Here is a 20,264-nt window from a genome sequence, read left to right as displayed (position 1 = left end):
TTATAGTATCAAGGAAGGTCGTGATTTTAGTCTATATAATCCGTTGGCATTTGCCAATCAATAGTGTTATCTGAAACTATTGGGCGGCTACCATCTATCTCTAGAGTATCTTGAACTTGAAAATTACTCTTAGCGATCGGACGTTGACCGTCTATTTCAAGAATTTCCTCAACCTCTAAATCACTAGGATCAATTGGACGTTCGCCGTCTAGGATTAGCATCTCATGCTCTTGAAAAGCGCTCTTACCAATCGGGCGTTGACCATCTATATCGATTGTTTGATTAGAATAATTTTCATTTTTGACAATTGGGCGCTCACCATCTATATAAATTGTGTCCTTAATTTCAATGTCACTTGGATCAACTGGACGCTGACCATCTATATTAATTGTTTTAGTTATCGGTATCAGTTCGTTAGATGATGAACGAATATCAGTTTCATTGCCTATTGTTTGCTGATCCAAATTATTTTTAGTAGTATCAGCCTTGTTCGTATTATCCATTTTTCTTCTATGATTATTTATTTAAAAATTTTCTTTCTTAACAAGGATACTGAAATAAAACTAAAAAATCTTCTACCATAGCACATAAAGCATCTCAGACTTGAGAGAGATTTATCACTGCTGAGTGCCCTTAGCTCACCTAAAATTTAATGTGCATTGGGGAGCCAGCGCGGTCTTCTCCCATTCGGGAGAGTCTAGCGGCTTCTCTGCGAGACGCCCGCCGTAGGATGCCCGTAGGGCTATAGCGCGAACGCGGAGCGTCTCGTAGAGAAGGGGGTTTTCCCCCATGAGTGACTGGTGTCATTAAGCAGTTCTTACTGGAGGTAGGAGTTAGAAAACTCGGTTCATCTATCTTCGATACTCGTTAATGAGTCTTTGAACTGGATGAATTCACCATCTAGAACAGTATATTTTTAGCTTACCCAGAAACATCTCTGACATCTCCCACAAGTCTTTATTCCGATTATCATCATAAATCATCAACGTTCTGGGGTCAGCATGACGGATCAATTTCTGCACCTTTCTGATATTTCCGCCTGTGACATCAAGCGCTGCTGTAATCGTTGAATGCTTGACCCTGTGTGGTCAATCATACGGGGAGTTTTGAAATAGTTAACTGTAACGCTTGCATTTGGGGAAAATCGCGCTGAATAATTTCGATAGTTTTTGTTTGACTTGATTGATTTTTAACGAGCAGTTGTGCAGTGCCATCACCCTGAGAACCCACACCTTTTCCTCCGAAAATATAAGGACTCAGAGGCTCGTGATGCAGAAGGAGATGCAGCTTTTTTGCAGTTAATTGTTCTGGACAAGCCGGAACTACGTGCTGATCAAATTCAGCTTGGGCTTTTGTCATTAAAGCTCCCAGAAGTTGGGCATCTCCGAGTTGTATTGCTTCAACTGCTGCCTGAGTAATTTCCGCACTAATAGAACCAAAATATTTTTGCACATTTTGCTCTTGAGGATTAGTAGCGAAAGGATAACACTCATTCAATCGTCTTAGTATTTCTTGTGTGTTTTTGCTGCCGCCCAGATCAACAATTACAAAAAACAAATCTTTGCTAACTTTCAACTCAATCAGATCGATTTGTTCACCATCAAATATCATCAAGATTGGGCGATTTCCATAAGCACAAGCTTGATCCATACGACCGCAAAGACTAGGAGTGGTTCTTTCTGCCTGGTAGGCCAACTCCATTTCTGAACGAATTGTCATCTTCAAATCATACAGACGATTAAAAGCCCTAGCAATGAGAACGCAAAAGGCAGCACTTGAAGATAATCCCTTTTGAATGGGTAAGTCGGTTAGATAATTATCAACCTCAATTCCGCCGACACCATAGTGAGTCAGAAATTGATAAGCTGTACCAGCAGCATAACTAAAAAAACCGCCCTCTTGCGCTACGCACTTGAGAGTATTAGATTCCATAGGTAATCTGAACGGTTCATAACGCCTGCCATCACAGAGAGAAGCACGAATAATTAACTCAGTAGAATTAGGTTTGATATCGGCATAAATTCCTTGATTAGTACCAACAATTAAGGTGTAGCCCTTTTCAATTAGAGGATTAATCCGGCGATATTCTCCTGCCCAATCGCTGTGTTCTCCGAACAAACAAAGACGGCCAGGAACAAAAATTCTCATTTGAAGTTTCCTATTGTTAATCGGGGTATAGACAATAACGATAGCAATGTTGCTATCAACTATTGGAATCCCTACCTCTTTTCCTGGAGTTTAGACTAAGGCAAACGAAAATAACTCGACAGAGGATTTGATTAATTCCAAGTCTAACAGTTATAGGATGAAGTAAGAGTAGAAGCATTAATTAGTATTTTTAGATACTTTATTGGGCTTAGTAAAGCCTTTTTTAACAACAGGATAACGAGTTCGTTGCTGTCGGGGTCTGCCTGGAGTCCAACCAGGAGACTTTCCTCTGGGTTTAGGAGTAGTGGCGGGTGTTCCAATCCGAGTCAAAACTGTTGCAAAGCAGTTAGCGACTCGACCAGGAGATAAATTTTGGGCAGGTTTTTGCCTTGGCGCTAGCCTCTCCCTTTGGGAGAAGGTAGGGGGCAATTTTTGATACATTCTTTGGACAACCACACCTGCCACGAGAGTAAAGGCATCAAATCACTCTAACATTCAGACTGCTCTGGAGTCGAAAAATGGGGTAGAGTCCAATGCAATCGTTGTTTCAAGAAACGATATCAGTGGTCAATAGCAAAACGGCGTAAATACGTCGAAACACTGGTGATATCGATAACTCAACAGATGACTTAGCAACTTCCAAAATTCCCCCCTGCCTCCCCTGCCCCCTGCTCAAAATAAGCAAATTTTGTCGCACCTTCACCAAACAAGCTGTTTGAGATGATAAAACTTTGTATGCTGAATTAATAGGTCTTAAATAGTTCTTTTTAAAACTGGTGCAAGAAGATTTTAGGCTAATTGTTGATTTAGTTTTAGTTCTAGGAGTTGCAGCCTGTGGCGGACTGTTAGCGGCACTTTTGCGATTGCCGGTGCTGCTAGGATATCTGATTGGCGGGATGATCGTTGGCCCAGCCGGACTGGGACTGATTAAAGAACTTATTCAAGTAGAGACTCTGGCACAGTTTGGCGTCGCCTTTTTGTTATTCGCCTTGGGTGTAGAATTTTCCTTTGGGGAACTCAAGAAGGTAAAAGCGATCGCTCTTGGCGGAGGTGGACTCCAGATTGCTTTGACAATTTTGGTCACAGTTGTGGTATGCGGGTTAACCGGAGCCTGGGGAGCCTTACCTGCTAAGGGGATGTTTTTGGGGTGTATTCTGTCCTTGTCTTCCACAGCCGTTGTCCTTAAGTGTTTGATGGAAGCTAACCAAACAGAAACACCTCACGGGCAAGTTATGCTAGGGATTTTGGTAGTACAGGACTTGGCATTGGGATTAATGCTAGCAGTCTTACCAGCCCTTAACCAACCAGCAGAAAGCATTGGCATTGCCGTGCTAACAGCGCTACTGTCGATTGGTTTATTTGCTGCTGGTGCAATAGCTGCGGGGATTTGGCTGATACCGCCTTTGTTGCAACTGTTAGCCCGTACTGAAAGCCGAGAACTATTTTTATTAGGGGTTGTAGCCCTGTGTTTGGGCATTGCTCTGTTGACAGAGCATTTGGGGTTATCGATTGAAATGGGGGCCTTTGTCGCAGGTTTGATGATTTCTGAGGTGGAGTACGCTGATCAAACCCTGACTTATGTAGAACCCCTGCGAGATATCTTTGCCAGTTTATTTTTTGCCGCCATTGGGATGTTAATTGACCCAGTGTTTTTGTGGAACAATCTAGAATTGATTTTGGGGTTGGTGGCAATAGTTTTTGTCGGTAAATTTTTGATTATCACCCCCCTAGTAAAGCTGTTCCGCTACCCTTTGAAAACAGCCATAATCGCCGGTTTGGGACTGGCACAAATTGGGGAATTTTCCTTTGTTCTCGCCAGTGAAGGGCAATTCTTGGGGCTGGTGTCCCGACAAATATACTTATTAATTTTAGGAACCACCGCAGTCACTCTCATGCTTACTCCCTTTGTCCTGCGGTTAGTGCCATTTTTATTTAACTTTGCCGAATCAATGCCCTGGTTGAAACCGTATTTAGAAGAACAAGAGGCGCGGGATGTGTCGGAAGATTTGCCCTTGAAAAACCATGTGGTAGTCTGTGGCTATGGGCAAGTTGGCAAAAATTTAGTCAAGTTGTTGCTCCAACATGACCTGCCTGTGGTAGTAATCGACCAATCAGAGAGTAGAATTCAAAAGTTGCGTGAGGCTGGGGTGTCTTATGTCTATGGTAATTGCGTGAGTTTGCATGTTCTGGAAACCGCCGGAGTGAATCATGCCAAAGGAATGGCGATCGCACTCCCAGACCCCATGAGTAGCCGTCTTTGCTTGAAACGCGCTTTGGAACTGTGCCCAGAATTAGATTTGGTTGTCCGTGCTACCCAGGATAAAAATATTGAGGTGCTGTATCAATTGGGAGCCAAAGAAGTTGTGCAACCAGAGTTTGAAACCAGCTTAGAAATGGCAACTCATTTATTAACTGGCTTAGGTTTGTTGTCGCCAGCTGTCGTCCAACGCCAAATGCAGCAAATCCGCAACGATCATTATTTAGATTTACGACCAGAGCGTTCTGCTACTGAAGTTGCTCGTGATTTGCGCCAAGCAACTCGCGATTTAAATCAGCGCTGGTATCCTTTACCATCTGCTTCGCCTTTAATTGGCATGAGCATAGAAGAAGTAGATATGCGCTACTTAACAGGAGCGAGTTTGATGGCGATTCGCCGCGCTAACGGGGATGAAATCGATTATCCCAATAATCAAACCAAATTGGAACAAGGCGATCGCTTGCTGGTAGTGGGAGCAGATGAAGAAATGGCGGCTTTGGCAGAGTTAGCTAAAGGACAAGCTGTTGTTCCCGGAGAAAATAGTGCTTGCCAGTGGATTACAGTTAATGCAGATGCGCCAACGCTAGGTAAAACCCTTAGAGATTTAGATATCGGCAAGCAATTTGGAGTACAAGTACAGGCGATTCGCCGGGATGGCAAATTTATCCGCTATCCTGATGGCGGTATGGACTTGCGAGTCGGCGACCAAGTATTATTATGCGGTGGCTTAACGGGTTTGAGTCAATTAGAACAATTATTTGTCGTCACCAGTAGAGTTAAGAATTAGGAGTTAAGAGTTTTACAGCAGTTTTCATATATTTGAACCACATCTGTCGTAGGGGCACAGCAATGCTGTGCCCATAGGGCGTGGTCTATTTACCTGAAAATACCTGTAACTCCTCACTCCTCACTCTTGGGTTTAATATAAGCAATCGCTTGTTTCCAAACAATGGTTTGCTGACTGTTTTGATCAGCAATACAGATACAGTGTGGATCTTGCCATAAAACCCTTCCTGTGATTACATCACCAGTCAGCAGCTTCAACTCTACTGGTTTTGTTTGTTTAATCAGGTTTTGGACTTGTCTAATACTAGGCAAAGAGGTGTCAAATTCGGTAAGCATTTTTAGTAAAGATCAACCTACAAGGCAAAATAAAGAGTAACTAATCCTTAATAATTCATCCTTGAGGAAATGGCAATCGAATTTACTAAGTATCATGGTCTAGGCAACGACTTTATTCTGATTGACAATCGCTTGTCATCTGTGCCTGTATTGACGCCAGAGCAAGCCATTAAGTTGTGCGATCGCCACTTTGGTATCGGTGCTGATGGTGTAATTTTTGCCCTACCTGGAGAAAACGGCACGGACTACACCATGCGGATTTTTAATTCCGATGGTTCAGAACCAGAAATGTGTGGCAATGGTATTCGCTGTTTAGCTGGCTTTTTAGCAGACTTAGAAGGCGAATCCCGAAATAAAGACTCATATCGCATTCATACTTTGGGTGGTGTAATGACTCCCCAACTCTTATCTGATGGTCAAGTTAAAGTAGACATGGGTTTACCCAGGTTACTAGCTAGCGAAATTCCTACCACCCTTGCACCCGCTCAAGAAAAAGTAATTTCTCAGCCGTTGAAGGTAGCGGGACAAACTTGGGATGTCACTTGTGTAAGTATGGGAAATCCTCATTGTATTACCTTTGTGGAAGATGTCGCAGCAATTGAGCTAGAAAACATCGGCCCGAAATTTGAGCATCACCCAGCTTTTCCGCAACGCATAAATACGGAATTTATGCAAGTGGTGCGCCGTGACTATTTGAAAATGCGGGTGTGGGAACGGGGTGCTGGGATTACATTAGCTTGTGGTACTGGTGCTTGTGCTTCCTTGGTGGCTGGAGTGTTAATAGGGAAATGCGATCGCACCGCGACTGTAGAATTACCAGGTGGTCTCTTGCAAATTGAATGGTCAGAAATCGACCAACGGGTTTACATGACAGGCCCGGCTGAACGAGTATTCACGGGTAAACTGTAACCGACTTAGGAACCGGGATTTAATAAGATCCACAACTTTTTTCTGGTAGCAGCGCACTGAAATGTTTCTACGTAGGAAATCTGGAAGTTAATAAATCCGCATTCCTTAGCATTGGCATTACTCAAGTAGTAGTGCCATAGAAATCAGCGATCATCAGATTTGGCGATCGCTGATTAAGCATTAAAAAATTGTAGACTGGGCAGTACCTGCCCATGATTAACGTCAACAAACTCAAGCTTTAACCGCTATTTGTTTGTATGTTGCCAAAGCCTGCGCTACACAATGATCCATGTTGAGATACTTGTATGTAGCTAGCCGTCCCACAAAATGTATTCCTGGTTTTTCATCAGCCAGCGCTTTGTATTGTTTGTAAATTTCTTGATTTTCAGGACGTGGCACAGGATAATAAGGCTCGCCCTCTGCCTTGGGAAACTCGTAAACAATACTAGTTTTGGAGTGTTCCTGTCCAGTCAGGTACTTAAATTCGGTGACACGGGTATACAGCTGTTCGTTAGGATAGTTAATCACTGGCGCTGACTGAAACACAGGGGTGTGATGCGTCTCGTGTTTAAAATCTAGTGAACGATACGGTAGTTTACCGTAGCGATAATCGAAAAACTCATCAACTGGGCCAGTGTAAACGATTTCGCGGCAAGGTATTCCTTTCTGGATTTCACGGTAATCAGTGTTGAGCATTAGCTTAATGTTCGGGTGATTTAGCATATTCTCGAACATCCGGGTAAAGCCGTGCAGTGGCATTGCTTGGTAACTATCCGTGAAATATCGACTGTCACGGTTAGTACGGGTGGGAATTCGGGCAATTACTGTTTTGTCAAGTTCCGATGGATCAAGTCCCCATTGTTTACGGGTGTAATTTCGGAAGAACTTTTCATAAAGTACTTGACCGACTTTACTTACCACTACATCTTCAGAGGTACGGATGTGTTCTCTCGGTTCCGCAACTGACTGAAAAAACTCTTCCGCCTGGAACGAATTAAGGTTCATTCCATAGAGTTTGTTGATGGTGTCAAGGTTAATAGGTATGGGAACGAGTTGCCCATCTACACTGGCTAGAACATGATGCTCGTAAGCACGCCAGGGTGTAAATTGTGAGAGGTATTCAAATACTTCACATGAGTTGGTATGAAAGATATGAGGGCCATATTTATGTACGAGAATCCCGTGGTCGTCATAATGGTCGTAAGCATTGCCGCCAATGTGGTTGCGCTTGTCTACAACCAATACTTTTTTACCGGAATGTTTCGCCAAACGTTCAGCTAGAACGCTACCAGAGAACCCCGCACCGACAACTAAGTAATCAAATAAAAACTCTCTGGTAATGATGCTTGGTGCTTCTAAGATATTTGTTGAGATATGAGATTTGCCATTTGTACCATTAACTGTGGCATCTTGTGTGCTAGCGATCGCAGACTCTATTAACTGCATCATTGATCCCCAAGTCCAATCCCAAGAAATTTGCTCTAAATCTGTAAACACTAAGCCTGCACGACAAAACAGTTCTGCTTCGTAGTTTTTTAAAGTAGGTGATGCTCCCTTAAAAGGAGACAATTCATCCATGTAATCATATATAACTGCTTGGGGTTGCAAATGACGTGTCCAAGCGATCGCCATTGGAGTGTAATACCAACAAATGTACTTGTTGATGTTATGCTCTACAAACAAACCATTAATCAACACTTGTAAATCTGCGTTTATTGCTTTTTCGCTCAGACCTTCTGGTAAGTGTGGTACAACAACAACAACTCCACTATCATCTTGGCTGACATTCAATCGCCCCGATGGTTCCTGGCTAAAAATTGGCTCTTCGATAAAGAACACCCGCTTTCCTTGAGCGCAGCGGCTTAGTATATGTTGTGGTCTTTGATAAACGAAATTCCAACGCAAATGAGATAGGCAAACTATATCAGGTGTCTCTGTAAATTTTTTTCTTCGGGAAGTTTTATTGAGTGAGGATAAATTCAGTGATGATGTCTTTAATGATTGGAATTTGGCTGGTTTTGATAGTTTTGCTTCACTCAGCTTTGGCGATACAATATCACTGACACCGTAAGTAGCACCGTTATTTTCTACTTGCACTTTCTTGCTTGACATAAATAATGATTAACTCAACTTTCCGAATATTGGAATAACAATTTTTATTCCTTTTATAAGTATTTCTAATATTTAATTTTTTTTCCCGGTTATTCATCTATCTAAATAAATGATAATGGACTCCTTTATTATTCCTAGGTATGAAATTTTCCTCAATTAACAGATGCCACTCTGTGCTAAAGTGCAAGTTTAGGGAGAATTGGCATTACTCAAGTAGTAGTGCCATAGAAGTCTTGCAGCAACTGCCCGCCACGGTCGCCAGTGCTGTGTCATTGCTTCTAGTTGAACTGGTGTTGGCCGCGTTGCCAATCCTTTGAGTTTTTGTAAAGCGATCGCGATTGCTAAATCACCTTTGGGAAAGACATCAGGACGTTGCAGCGCCATTAGCAAGTAAATATCAACTGTCCAGTCTCCTATCCCTTTGAGACACTTTAGCTCAGTTCTGATCGCAGTTTCATCCATTTTTTCCAACTTGTTTAGGTCAAGCTGACCACTTGCGATCGCATTTGCCAACCCACGACAGTATAGAATCTTTTGCCGACTGAATCCAATTCCTCTCAATTGAACATCATCCAATCTCAGAAAATTTTCTGGCGTTAGAGTTACAATAACTCCACATAGTCGGGTAAATACAGCCTTTGCAGCTGCTACGGAAACTTGCTGTTCCAGAATTATACACAACAACGTTGCAAAACCCGGTTCTCTTGACCATATAGGTGGAGGCCCCAGTGTCTCTAAAATCCGAGCCAAATCGCTATCAAGATTGGCAAGCACCATTAAACCACGGGTCAGATTTTCTTCAGTCAACGATTCTAGTTCAGGTGTTTGAGCGGCTGTTTCTTCCAATGTCATGTTTAATAAATTGCGATCAAAAAAGGGACTGGGGACTCGTTCATCTCTCTCAAATACTCATTCATCCACCTCGGAACTCCGTTCATCTCTCTCAAATACTCATTCATCCATCTCAGAACTCCGTTCATCCACCTCAGAACCTCAAACTTCCTAATCCCCAGTCCCTAATACCTAGTCTTGCGTGCAGCGTGACTCTTGTATGAGCAGTTTTTGTTTGCGCTCAATCCCCCAGCGATAACCACCAACACTGCCATCACTCCGCAGGACACGGTGACATGGTACAATCAGCGCTATCGGATTAGCTCCACAAGCATTACCCACCGCGCGGACTGCCTGGGGTTTGACAATATCATGTGCAATATCAGTATAGGTGCGGGTTTCGCCATAGGGAATTTTCTGTAATGCTTGCCAAACCTGTTTCTGAAATGCTGTCCCACGGACATCAAGTGGCAAATCAAGATGTGCTTTACCTCCTGCAATAAAATCGAGGATTGCTTGTATCCATTCCTTGTGTGTTTGGTCATCACGCATAATCTGCGCTTGGTGAAATTCCTTGATTAAAGTATGTTTAAGTTTGTCTGCTTCATCACCTAGTTTAACGGCACAGATACCCTTCTCTGTTGTTGCCACAAGCAAATATCCTAGTGGACATGGAGCGATCGCATAGACAATGCTGATTGTCTTTCCAGCTTGTTGGTAAGTCTTTGGTGTCATTCCCAGTTGTTTAGGTGCTTTCTCATACAGTTGACTACTTGAACCATACCCCGTGTCGTAAACTGCATGAGCAATTTCCTCCCCTTCTTGGAGACGCTGCTTTAATCGTTGGCTACGCAGCGCATCTGCATATTGAAAAGGGGATACGCCAATTCTTTGCTTAAATACCTTTTGTAGATAACTGGGACTCATTCCCACCTGAGAGGATAATTCTGAGAGGGTTGGGATGTGATCGACTTGTGCTTCAATATATCGACATGCTGTTAAGACTTTGGTTTTGGCCGGATTTGGAACTGTTTGAAATTGTGGCTGACAGCGCTTACAAGGTCGAAAACCTGCAATTTCAGCCTCTTGTACCGACTCGAAGAAACAAACTTGATTGCGATTCGGTCTGCGACTAGGGCAAATAGCTCGGCAATAAATGCCTGTAGAGCGAACACCGTAGAAAAGCTTGCCTTCAAAACTGGGATCTCGATTGAGAACTGCTTCCCAAAGAGTTTCTGACAAAACTGATGTCTGTTGTAGTTGCATTTATACCTCCTTGGATGTATAGCAAAGTATCGACTCTGAAATGCATCTTGTCTGTTGATAACTTTGTTTATTCTTTAGATAAAACTAGATTAAATGTATTGATAAACTACTTTCTATCTGATTATTGCGATCAAATCTGAAAAAGTGCCGTTGATTACTCTTTACAACTAACTTTTTTCTCACCTGATTCGCCCTCTGGCAAATGGTTCACCCGATTGGGTGAATGCGATCGCCTCATCAGGAACTACTCTGAAAGAAGGTACTATTTTGGTTCTGTTAGCGATTATGCCTACAGAATTAAAACTGTTAAATTCCTTATTCTGGCTTTTAATTGTATATCAATAGCTTATCTATCAAAGGGTCAAAGAGTGGATGAAACCGTTGTAAAATCGCAGTATACACCAGATTGCCAGCAAAAGCCTAACAACCTCCTCTCAAAACTTGCCGTCAATTTACCAGGAATAATTTTCCAAGTTCTGCAAAAGCAGGATGGTTCTATGTCTGTCCTTTATGTCAGTTCTGGTTGTCAATATTTGGATGAATTAGAACCAGAAGCTATACAGGCAGACTTTCAGGTGTTATACAAACTGATTCATCCACAGGATATAAAAGCTTTTACAGAATCTATTGCTGTTTGTAGTACCACTATTACACCTTGGCATTGGGAAGGTCGCATCATCACGCCTAGTGGCATTAAGTGGATTCAAGGTACTTCGCAACCCGAATTACAAGGTAACGGCGATTTTCTTTGGAATGGCTTGGTCATGGATATTACAGACCGAAAACTAGCCGAAGAAAAATTGCTTGAGAGTGAGGCACGGTATAAAGCAATTTTGGATGCTATCCCCGATTTGATGTTTCGCATCAGCCGTGATGGCGAGTATCTAGATTTGAAAAGTCAGGGAGCAAATATCACTCTTTCGAGGGAAGAAATAGTTGGAAAAAATTTGCACGAGTTATTGCCCAGTGATGTTGCGGCGATTAGCCAAGTAGCGATCGCTAAAACTTTAGATTCTGGAACTTTGCAAACTTGCGAATATCAGCTACCAACGCCTTTGGGAGTCAGAGATTATGAGGCGCGGTTGGTAGTGAGTGGTCAAGATGAGGTACTAGCAATTGTCCGAGATATCACAGAACGCAAACAAGCAGAAGTCAGCTTACAAAATCTTGCCCAAAAATTTGCTAAAGCTTTTAGTTGCAGTCCCGATTCAATTACGATTAGCACGCTGCAAGAAGGACGCTTGGTAGAAGTTAACGATAGTTTTGTGAAACTCTCAGGTTATGAGCGAGATGAAGCGATTGGTAAAACTTCTTTTGAGTTAAATGTTTGGGTACACGAGCGCGATCGGCTGAAGTTGGTGCAGGAGTTGCAAGCCACAGGGGTTGCTCGGAACTTGGAAGTTGAATTTCGGCCAAAGTCTGGCGAGATAATTACAGCATTGCTTTCAGCCGAAGTTATTGATTTGGATGGTATTCCCTGCATCCTAGCAGTCCATCATGACATTACAGAACGCAAACAGGTAGAAGCACAATTACGCCTATCAGCACAACGCGATCGCTTGTTGGCAGAAACCCTAGTGCGAATTCGGTCTTCGCTTAACTTAGAGCAAATTCTCCAAACCACCGTGACGGAAGTCAGGCAATTTCTGCAAGCAGATCGAGTTTTCATTAGTCTAAATAATGCCAAGTTAGGAGTCAGAACTCTTGCCGAATCAGTAGATCCCAAGTATCCATCAGTCTTAGGTTGGTCTACTAATGATGAAGCTTATTTACAAGAAGTGCGAAACTTACTAAAAGATAATCTTGTGCGTATCGTTGAAGACATCACACAAATGCCAGTATCTTCCAAAGTTAAAGCACACTGTCGGAAATTTCAAACGAAGGCTAGCTTGGCTGTACCAATTATGCTAGGTGACGAATTATTTGGGGCGTTAATTGCCAATCAATGCTCAGGTTCGCGTCATTGGCAGCCAATAGAAATTGATTTGTTACAGCAGATGTCAGAACAGGTAGCGATCGCCATTCAGCAAAGCCAGATATGCCAAAAACTAGCAGAACTTAACACTAATTTAGAATACCAAGTACAAGAACGGACATCACAGTTGCAGCAGAAAATGCAAGAAGTTGAAAAATTGCATCGCGTCAAAGATGTTGTTTTGCATACGGTTACCCACGATTTACAAACTTCGGTGATGGGTAACTTGATGGTGTTAAAGAATTTGTTAAATCAGGGAGTGGGGGGAGCAGAGGGGCAGAGGAGCAGGGGAGCAGGGGAGCAGGGGAGCAGGGGGGAAATTACAGCAATTTCCCCTCTGCCCACCATCCCCTCTGCCCCTCTGCCTCTTTCCCATGTCCAGTCCCCAATTCCAGTATCTCGCTCAATAATTGAGCGGATGATTCAAGGTAATGATCGCCAACTGACGATGATTAACTCATTGCTAGAAATTAATTCCTGTGAAAAACAGGGTATTGACATCAAGCCTGAACTTGTGCAATTTAGCACCCTACTGGGAGGAATATTTGCCCAGTTGGAACCCATGCTCACACAAAATCAAGCGACTCTGAAGAATTTGGTTCCCGCGGATTTACCGTTAGTAATGGCAGATGCAACTTGGTTGCAGAAAGTTTTGGCAAATTTATTAACACATAGTTTGCAAAATAATCCACCAGGATTAAATTTTCTTCTGAGTGCCACTGTTGAGGCAGGAATGATTCGCATTCAGATTCAAGATAACGGTGTGGGAATGAGTAAACTAGAGTGCGATCGCCTCTTCGATTTGCATGTCCGTGATCCCCAAGACTGTTGTTCCACAAGCATTGGCTTAAAAATGTATCTTTGTCGGAAAGTTCTGACGGCACATGGCGGTGAAATCGGTGTTATTAGTAACCGTAAGCGCGGGTTAACTTTCTGGTTTACATTACCTTTGGCAACTTCATCCGCAACAAATCGCCCATAAATCACCAAAAAATGCGAGGGTGTTATTTATGGCAATGTTGAGTAAGGGAAACACCCTCAAAGTATGGGCAAAGTTGCTCGGATGCTAATGGCTACTCCATTTACAACAGTGCAAAGCTGGTGGAGAAAAACCTTTTCTGCACCAACAAGAGATGAAACCACTACTTTTTACAGAACTTGGCGTAACCGTTTTTTGTGGCAGAGATTACGTTTATGGTTATGGCTGGCGCTGATCTGTCTGTTGTCTTTTACTTTGCGGGACATTTACGACTTGTTTTTCCCTTTTCAAGAGTTGGATAAGCTGCCAGAAGTACTTAGAACTCAACGCCTTGTAATCAATATTGCAATGCTCCTGAGTATACTGTTCTGCTTTGCTTTACATAAAACTAAATTAGGTCGTCATCGTCCAGATTTATTATTTTTGGGGTCTTCTTGGGCAATTAGTTTAGCATCGCAGTTGTTTGCAACTCTTAGAGGTTTCGCACTACCCGATACCATCGGCTGGTCACTGCTGTTCTTGAGCCAAGCTGTGTTGATGCCTGTCTGCTGGATTATTCACTTGCTGACTCAATTGAGTGTGCTGGTTTACTATTTTGGTGTGAATACGGCACTTGGGCTAAAAACATTAATCCCTGAACACCCAGAAATATATAATGTAACGTTCATTTTATACATTTTTTGGTTTTGTATTATATGTGATATTGGTGTTTATCTGTACGATCGCCTGCAACGTTCTGAGTTTTACGCCCGTCAAGAACTGGAATCTGCTTACCAAAAACTCAAGGTTGCAGAAGCTAAATATCGCAGCATTTTTGAAAACGCTGTTGAAGGGATTTTTCAAAGCAGTCCCGATGGACGTTATATTACCGCAAATCCGGCTTTAGCACGCATTTATGGCTACTCTTTAGCAGAGGAGGTGACAGCAAATTTCACTGATATAGAACATCAACTGTATATTGATCCGAACCGCCGGGCAGAATTTGTGCGCTTGATGGAAAAGTATGGCAGTGTTTCTGAGTTTGAGTCCCAAATTTATCGCCGAGACGGGAGTATTGTCTGGATTTCGGAGAAAGCCTACGCAGTGCTTGACGAACACGGAAAACTGCTTTACTACGAAGGTTTGATTGAAGACATTACCCAGCGCAAACAAACTGAAGAAGAACTACGAGTATTTTTCCATGCAGTTTCTCACGACTTACGCAACCCAGTGCTGGGTACTTTAATGGTGCTGAAAAATTTGCTTGCACGTCCAGAGGAAAATATTTCGATTTCCCGCTCAATTTTAGAGCGGATAATTCAAAGTAGCGATCGCCAACTTAATTTGATTAATTCGTTGATGGAAGCTCATCTGGGCGAAGTACAAGGTGTTGTTTTGCAACGTCAAACCGTACAATTACTGACAGTTGTCGAAGCTGCGATCGCTGATTTAGAGCCATTACTAGAGCAAAATCAAGCAACCTTAACAAATCTGGTATCCGCAGATTTGCCATTAGTGAATGCTGATCCCACGCAACTATGGCGAGTTTTTTCTAACTTAATTGTTAATGCCCTGAAACATAATTCTCCTGGATTGGTTTTGACAATCAACGCTACCCGTAAGGATGACAAAATTTATTGTACTGTTAGTGACAACGGCGTGGGAATTAGTCAACAACAAAGCGATCGGCTTTTTGACCTTTACTTTCGGGGTGCAAGTATCCGCAATTCTGTAAGTTTGGGATTAGGCTTATATTTGTGTAAGCAAATTATCAATGCTCACGGCGGCGAAATTGGTGTAAACAGTGAATTGGATGCAGGGGTAACATTTTGGTTTACCTTACCAATTAGTAGCCCATCTACAGGATGAAGTTGCTAATTAAACCTTCCTTATTAGTTAAATTAGAAGCATAATCAAAAGCGGAAGTTCAGGCGAAATGTATGCTGACATTTACCCAACTGAAATCACCTAACCCTGATGCCGCAGTCACTTTCACTCTGGCGCTGACAGCAGAAGAACGTACCCGCAGTCGTCATCGCTTTGAAACAGAAGATGGTAAAGTTGTGTTTTTGCATTTACCCAGAGGAACTGTTTTACACGATGGTGATATTCTGCAAGAACAAACCCATAACAGTTTAATCAGAATTACTGCCAAACCGGAACTCGTGCTAACTGCCTTTGCCCAAACACCACTTTTATTACTAAGGGCAGCATACCATCTGGGAAATCGCCATGTACCAGTAGAAATTACTCCGACTTATTTACGCTTGTCCTCAGATTCTGTTTTACGCACGATGTTGGAACAACTGGGGTTAAAAGTTAAAGAAGAAATTTTACCGTTTCACCCAGAATTGGGAGCTTATGGACAACAGTATCATGCTCACTGATAGCCATCTTTTGAGCATTTTGCAGTTGGCTAGCCCCGCTTTGCCTGTGGGAGCATATAGTTATTCTGAAGGCTTGGAAATGCTGGTGGAAAATGGTATGATCGCTAACCAGACACATCTCAAAGATTGGTTAAAAGCAGAGTTACTCTACGGGGCAATTCGACTAGAGGCAGCGGTGATGGTACGATCTGAGCAAGCTGCAAAAATAGGTGATGTTCAGTCGCTATGCCGTTGGAATCTGTGGTTATCCGCTGCTAGGGAAACAGAAGAGTTACGCGCTTCTAGTTGGCAGATGGGGCGATCGCTTATCCAATTACTTGCTAAACTAGAACCGCAGATTATACCTATTGCCAATGCTGTAGGTAATCCTTGTAATTATGCGATCGCTTTTGGCATTGCCATTGCTCATTGGCAAATCAGTATCAAAGCTGGATTACTCGGATATCTGCATAGTTGGGCAACTAATTTGATTACTGCTGGCGTGAAACTTATCCCCCTTGGACAAACAGCAGGACAGCAGTTATTGCTAGATTTGCAACCATTATTTAGCGCTGCGGCGTTAGAAATTCTAGTGTTGGAGGATGATCAACTCGCCTGTTGTAGTTGGGGTTTATCGCTGGCGAGTATGCAGCATGAAACGCAGTATACAAGGTTGTTTAGAAGTTAGTCATTGGCCATGAGGGCAAAGGAAACAGGATAATAACTAATGACTAATGACTAATAACTTATGAATGCATTTAGAGTAGGAGTTGCTGGGCCAGTGGGTTCGGGGAAGACGGCTTTGGTAGACGCTTTGTGCAAGGGATTGCGTGAGCAGTATCAGATTGCGGTAGTGACGAATGATATTTATACTCAGGAGGATGCTCAGTTTTTAGTGCGTTCTCAAGCGTTGGCAAGCGATCACATTTTGGGTGTAGAAACTGGTGGTTGTCCTCACACTGCTATCCGCGAAGATGCTTCGATGAATCTGGCGGCAATTGAACAGTTAGAGGAACGTTTTCTCGATTTGGATTTGGTATTTTTGGAAAGTGGCGGCGATAATTTGGCTGCTACTTTTAGTCCAGAATTGGCAGATTTAACGATTTATGTCATTGATGTTGCGGCTGGCGATAAAATTCCCCGCAAGGGTGGCCCCGGCATTACTAAGTCTGATTTGTTGGTGATTAACAAAACTGATCTTGCACCCTATGTCGGTGCAGATTTAAGTGTGATGGAACGAGATGCTAAAAAAATGCGCGGCGATAAACCTTTTATTTTTACTAATTTGAAAACTCAGTCAGGACTTGCAGACGTAATTAACTTTGTTTGCACAAATATCTGTTAAAAATAAAATGTTCAGGAATCAGAATTGAACAAAAATGCTTCGCTTCTCTACCAGACGCTTTGCGAACCCTATCGAGCGTCGGCACGAGCGTCACCCGAAGGGTCTTGGCATCTTCCCCGTTCCTTGAGCGTCCCGTTGGCATAGCCCAAGGTAGAGAAGGCAAGGAGAAGTTCACAGCAAAGCAAACCTCTACTCTGACTTTTCAGCAAGTGATGCAGGTAGTACGTTGCATATTTTCCACGGCAGTCGCTCATGGGGGGAACCCCCAAGACCGCGCTGCCTCCCCGTTGTAGCAACTGCCCTCAAGTGGCGTGGGTTGGGGGGAGCGACTATTTGATACCTTTCAAACATCCTTTAAACACTGTCACAATAAAGCTAACATCTATCCACAGAAATACATCCTGAAAATCTCTGAATCTTGTAGCAAACTTTCAATTCCCAACTCCTTTACCTTACCCTTCCCAAGCATTATTTTAGCTTTTGATTTCGGGTGCTTATCCAACTGTAATGCTTTGAATGCAGGACTAGACTCCGCCCGATTTATGTTCTATTTCTAATTGTTCTTCTTTATGATTCCAAAACATCTGTCTTCAGTAGGGTAAAACTCCGAATGTAAATTTGATAACGTTGTTCATAACACTGAGAAATCAAAATTGGAGTTAATAATGACATCTACGCAAACTAACGATCCAACTATTCGTGAACATGTTCAAGCTTGGCAAAACTTAGGTGTGGATCAACAGCTTGCTTTGTTTTGGTTTATCTATAAAGAAATGGGTAGCTCAATTACGCCAGCCGCCCCTGGTGCCAGTACTGTTTCCCCAGAAATAGCTGAAGGTTTATTTAATCAAGTTAAGGAATTATCTCACGAACAACAATTACAAGTTCAGCGTGATTTGATTAATAAAGTGGATACCGAAATTTCTCGTGAATATGGCTCTTTGGGTGATACCACTAAGCTACTGTTTTGGTATCGATTATCTCAAGGTATGGATAATGGTACTATCATTCCTGTACCTTCTGACTATGAACTTCCCTCAGAAGCTAAACCGTTGTTTGGCAAAATTCAAGGATTAGAGTATGAGCAACAGATTACTCTTTTCCGTGATTATGTTTCGCCAATGGGTGCCGAAGCAAAAGCAGGGGCTGAAATTTAGATTTAGTCACTTTCTTCAAACGTGTGCTGTAACAGCTTTGAGTTAGTAATCGGAGGTGGGGCTATGCCTCACCTTTATTTATAATTAGGAAGACTTGCATTTTTAAGTTAATTGTAATGGTATCTTCTCCCGAACAAATGAAAAACGCAGATTATAACTTTAAAGCACAGATTTTTCTCAACTGATGTTACTGGTGCTTTGGATGAACCACTGAATATCGCAAATTTAGCAAAAGCGATCGCCTCACTTGGTGGTAAGCATACAACAATCTGTAAGTCACTTTAGATAGAGATATAACTATGGGAAATCGTACCTTTAAAAAAGGCAATATCTTCAATACCAGACTGGATATTTCCCAGATTCTCTTTTTCCTTTATAAGTTATTAACCGCATCAATTACATAAAAACTTCTCATTTGCCCGCTTCACTTTTGCAATCCAATTCTTATAGATATTCAAAATTTCTGAGTAGGGAACTGTGCTTTCAGAAAGGAGTTGCAAGAATGAGGGGGAGAAGTATTTAGGAAATAGTTGATGCAGAATTTGAGCAGATCGCAATCTGATAAAAAACTCTAAAAATAGCAGTTTATTGGATATTGGAAAGGCATTGTCACTTAGCTCTACTAAAGCATGAGCATCTGGCTTTCGACGTAGAGAAAATTGCGCGATCGCTTTTGCAATATCATCAGAATATTCATCTAATAACTTATCAAAGAAAGCTACATCCTCAAAGGAAGCATTGCAACCTTGACCCAGCGAAGGAGAGGTGGCGTGAGCTGCATCACCAATCAATAGAACACTATCACCATGATGATAACGATTACAACGAATTGTTATAATGCTTGAGATAGGTCGATTTAAAAATGCTTCGGCTTCCGATTCTGGTAAAATCTGAGCAATTTCTGGAAACTGATCGTTAAAGAATTGGGATACTTCCTCTGTAGTAGAAAAATTTGCAATCAGGTTATTCTCTCTGGGAAAGTTAATGGTTCCGCTCAACGAACTGTCTGTACGATGCACCAGTATGGCTGCGATTCCGTCACTTCCTCTCCAAGTATGAATGTAGCCTGGTTTGAGGGATGTTACAGAATTTGCAGGTAAAAAGATAGATTTATAAGCTGAGGGAACATATTTCTGCTCCACCTCAAATTCATCTGTTGAGAGAAATTGCTCTCTCACTTGCGATCGCGCTCCATCTGCACCAATTAATAAGTCATAATTAACGGTGATATTTGTTGTATCATCTGTATTGCCAACGTTTGAAAATTTTACTGTTTTTGTCTCAAAATCAACTACATTACATTGATTTTCAAAATAAATCTTCAGGCGATCGCTATTATATTTTCCGGTCAGCGTTTCCAATAACATGATAATTAGTTGGGTCCGATCAAGAATATAAATAGGTTGACTTCGAGGTATTAATTGCGTTTTTCCATTTTTCTCATGATTCAAAGAGCCAGTACTCTCAATACTTACAGATTTGAGGATTTCTACAAGTCCTTTAATATTGCTGAGTGCAGTAATTCCTCGCTGATTAATAACAAGCGGAAATGTTCTAGATTTTGACAGGGGAATTGAGCGTGGATCGTTACGTCGTTCATAAATTTCCACCTGATAGCCCTGATCACGTTGCAACAAATAGTGAGCCAGAAGAACTCCACTGGGACCAGCACCCACAATTACAACTTTCCTAGCCATTCTCAATCCTCGTTTACTAAACTGTTGATAGAAAAATCGGGCTATTTGCTAATTTCAATGTTTAATTTCCAAATTTTACTTCTGAATCCTGTACAGACGCGATTAACCGTGTCTCCTGAAT

At 42.2% G+C, this 20,264-nt stretch carries 18 protein-coding genes and 1 pseudogene; 9 read left to right on the top strand and 10 right to left on the bottom strand.

All coding sequences use genetic code 11. The features are described from left to right. Positions 1–26: 26 nt before the first annotated feature. The 5 genes and pseudogenes from V7L29_RS12565 to V7L29_RS12545 all read right to left on the bottom strand — a co-directional run bounded on the left by V7L29_RS12565 (position 27) and on the right by V7L29_RS12545 (position 2,613). Positions 27–503, bottom strand: a complete 477-nt coding sequence (locus tag V7L29_RS12565) for a hypothetical protein (protein WP_334735668.1) — start codon at positions 501–503, stop codon at positions 27–29. A gap of 139 nt (positions 504–642) precedes the next feature. After that, positions 643–807: a hypothetical protein gene (locus V7L29_RS12560; RefSeq protein ID WP_334735667.1), complete on the bottom strand. Its 165-nt coding sequence runs from the start codon at positions 805–807 to the stop codon at positions 643–645. 86 nt (positions 808–893) lie between these two features. Beyond that, positions 894–1,088, bottom strand: a pseudogene (locus V7L29_RS12555) (tyrosine-type recombinase/integrase); the annotation flags it as partial. Positions 1,089–1,092: 4 nt separating this feature from the next. Next, entirely contained in the window at positions 1,093–2,148 is a 1,056-nt protein-coding gene (locus tag V7L29_RS12550; protein ID WP_334735666.1) for a mevalonate kinase family protein, read from the bottom strand. 177 nt (positions 2,149–2,325) lie between these two features. Then, complete coding sequence (locus tag V7L29_RS12545; protein WP_334735665.1) at positions 2,326–2,613, bottom strand: hypothetical protein; 288 nt, start codon at positions 2,611–2,613, stop codon at positions 2,326–2,328. A 311-nt stretch (positions 2,614–2,924) separates the two neighbouring features. Here V7L29_RS12545 and V7L29_RS12540 point away from each other — a divergent pair, with 311 nt between their 5' ends. Then, complete coding sequence (locus V7L29_RS12540) at positions 2,925–5,192, top strand: cation:proton antiporter domain-containing protein (protein WP_334735664.1); 2,268 nt, start codon at positions 2,925–2,927, stop codon at positions 5,190–5,192. A 113-nt stretch (positions 5,193–5,305) separates the two neighbouring features. Here the strand turns inward: V7L29_RS12540 and V7L29_RS12535 are convergent, their stop codons facing one another. Continuing rightward, positions 5,306–5,527, bottom strand: a complete 222-nt coding sequence (locus tag V7L29_RS12535; RefSeq protein ID WP_334693589.1) for an Hfq-related RNA-binding protein — start codon at positions 5,525–5,527, stop codon at positions 5,306–5,308. Between the two features lie 69 nt (positions 5,528–5,596). On the opposite strand from V7L29_RS12535, the gene dapF reads away from it, so the two are divergent. Then, positions 5,597–6,436, top strand: coding sequence for a diaminopimelate epimerase (gene dapF / locus V7L29_RS12530; RefSeq protein WP_334735663.1), 840 nt, complete (start codon positions 5,597–5,599; stop codon positions 6,434–6,436). 231 nt (positions 6,437–6,667) lie between these two features. Here dapF and glf read toward each other — a convergent pair whose 3' ends face one another. The 3 genes from glf to ada all read right to left on the bottom strand — a co-directional run bounded on the left by glf (position 6,668) and on the right by ada (position 10,645). After that, the gene (gene glf / locus V7L29_RS12525; protein ID WP_334735662.1) at positions 6,668–8,548 is read right to left on the bottom strand and encodes a UDP-galactopyranose mutase; all 1,881 of its coding nucleotides are present in this window, start codon (positions 8,546–8,548) and stop codon (positions 6,668–6,670) included. Positions 8,549–8,737: 189 nt separating this feature from the next. Continuing rightward, positions 8,738–9,400: a DNA-3-methyladenine glycosylase family protein gene (locus V7L29_RS12520; RefSeq protein WP_334693592.1), complete on the bottom strand. Its 663-nt coding sequence runs from the start codon at positions 9,398–9,400 to the stop codon at positions 8,738–8,740. 171 nt (positions 9,401–9,571) lie between these two features. After that, positions 9,572–10,645, bottom strand: coding sequence for a bifunctional DNA-binding transcriptional regulator/O6-methylguanine-DNA methyltransferase Ada (gene ada, locus V7L29_RS12515; RefSeq protein WP_334735661.1), 1,074 nt, complete (start codon positions 10,643–10,645; stop codon positions 9,572–9,574). 368 nt (positions 10,646–11,013) lie between these two features. On the opposite strand from ada, the gene V7L29_RS12510 reads away from it, so the two are divergent. The 7 genes from V7L29_RS12510 to V7L29_RS12480 all read left to right on the top strand — a co-directional run bounded on the left by V7L29_RS12510 (position 11,014) and on the right by V7L29_RS12480 (position 18,446). Then, positions 11,014–13,602, top strand: coding sequence for a sensor histidine kinase (locus V7L29_RS12510; protein WP_334735660.1), 2,589 nt, complete (start codon positions 11,014–11,016; stop codon positions 13,600–13,602). A 63-nt stretch (positions 13,603–13,665) separates the two neighbouring features. Then, the gene (locus tag V7L29_RS12505; RefSeq protein ID WP_334735659.1) at positions 13,666–15,447 is read left to right on the top strand and encodes a sensor histidine kinase; all 1,782 of its coding nucleotides are present in this window, start codon (positions 13,666–13,668) and stop codon (positions 15,445–15,447) included. 71 nt (positions 15,448–15,518) lie between these two features. Beyond that, on the top strand, positions 15,519–15,965 hold the full coding sequence (gene ureE, locus V7L29_RS12500) for an urease accessory protein UreE (protein ID WP_334735658.1): 447 nt from the start codon (positions 15,519–15,521) through the stop codon (positions 15,963–15,965). Beyond that, positions 15,940–16,632, top strand: a complete 693-nt coding sequence (locus V7L29_RS12495) for an urease accessory protein UreF (protein WP_334735657.1) — start codon at positions 15,940–15,942, stop codon at positions 16,630–16,632. Before ureE ends, V7L29_RS12495 begins: the two co-directional genes overlap by 26 nt. A 60-nt stretch (positions 16,633–16,692) precedes the next feature. Beyond that, complete coding sequence (gene ureG, locus V7L29_RS12490; RefSeq protein WP_334735656.1) at positions 16,693–17,289, top strand: urease accessory protein UreG; 597 nt, start codon at positions 16,693–16,695, stop codon at positions 17,287–17,289. A gap of 104 nt (positions 17,290–17,393) precedes the next feature. Continuing rightward, entirely contained in the window at positions 17,394–17,582 is a 189-nt protein-coding gene (locus tag V7L29_RS12485) for a hypothetical protein (protein ID WP_334735655.1), read from the top strand. A gap of 372 nt (positions 17,583–17,954) precedes the next feature. Next, positions 17,955–18,446: an orange carotenoid protein N-terminal domain-containing protein gene (locus V7L29_RS12480; protein WP_334688891.1), complete on the top strand. Its 492-nt coding sequence runs from the start codon at positions 17,955–17,957 to the stop codon at positions 18,444–18,446. A 392-nt stretch (positions 18,447–18,838) separates the two neighbouring features. On the opposite strand, the gene V7L29_RS12475 is transcribed toward V7L29_RS12480, so the two are convergent. Beyond that, positions 18,839–20,143 (bottom strand): FAD-dependent oxidoreductase, encoded by a 1,305-nt coding sequence (locus V7L29_RS12475; RefSeq protein ID WP_334735654.1) that lies wholly within the window; start codon positions 20,141–20,143, stop codon positions 18,839–18,841. Positions 20,144–20,264 lie beyond the last annotated feature (121 nt).

The sequence above is a fragment of the Nostoc sp. genome (genome assembly GCF_036916575.1).
Lineage (GTDB): Bacteria > Cyanobacteriota > Cyanobacteriia > Cyanobacteriales > Nostocaceae > Nostoc.
The sequence above is the reverse complement of the archived record's forward strand: the minus strand, read 5'-3'. Positions and strand labels throughout refer to the sequence as shown.

Bases quoted from the DNA above. Each gene is read 5' to 3' on its own strand.
- V7L29_RS12565 (WP_334735668.1), bottom strand. From the start codon at position 503: ATGGATAATACGAACAAGGCTGATACTACTAAAAATAATTTGGATCAG.
- V7L29_RS12560 (WP_334735667.1), bottom strand. From the start codon at position 807: ATGACACCAGTCACTCATGGGGGAAAACCCCCTTCTCTACGAGACGCT.
- V7L29_RS12550 (WP_334735666.1), bottom strand. From the start codon at position 2,148: ATGAGAATTTTTGTTCCTGGCCGTCTTTGTTTGTTCGGAGAACACAGC.
- V7L29_RS12535 (WP_334693589.1), bottom strand. From the start codon at position 5,527: ATGCTTACCGAATTTGACACCTCTTTGCCTAGTATTAGACAAGTCCAA.
- dapF (WP_334735663.1), top strand. From the start codon at position 5,597: ATGGCAATCGAATTTACTAAGTATCATGGTCTAGGCAACGACTTTATT.
- glf (WP_334735662.1), bottom strand. From the start codon at position 8,548: ATGTCAAGCAAGAAAGTGCAAGTAGAAAATAACGGTGCTACTTACGGT.
- V7L29_RS12520 (WP_334693592.1), bottom strand. From the start codon at position 9,400: ATGACATTGGAAGAAACAGCCGCTCAAACACCTGAACTAGAATCGTTG.
- ada (WP_334735661.1), bottom strand. From the start codon at position 10,645: ATGCAACTACAACAGACATCAGTTTTGTCAGAAACTCTTTGGGAAGCA.
- V7L29_RS12505 (WP_334735659.1), top strand. From the start codon at position 13,666: ATGGGCAAAGTTGCTCGGATGCTAATGGCTACTCCATTTACAACAGTG.
- ureE (WP_334735658.1), top strand. From the start codon at position 15,519: ATGCTGACATTTACCCAACTGAAATCACCTAACCCTGATGCCGCAGTC.
- V7L29_RS12495 (WP_334735657.1), top strand. From the start codon at position 15,940: ATGGACAACAGTATCATGCTCACTGATAGCCATCTTTTGAGCATTTTG.
- ureG (WP_334735656.1), top strand. From the start codon at position 16,693: ATGAATGCATTTAGAGTAGGAGTTGCTGGGCCAGTGGGTTCGGGGAAG.
- V7L29_RS12480 (WP_334688891.1), top strand. From the start codon at position 17,955: ATGACATCTACGCAAACTAACGATCCAACTATTCGTGAACATGTTCAA.
- V7L29_RS12475 (WP_334735654.1), bottom strand. From the start codon at position 20,143: ATGGCTAGGAAAGTTGTAATTGTGGGTGCTGGTCCCAGTGGAGTTCTT.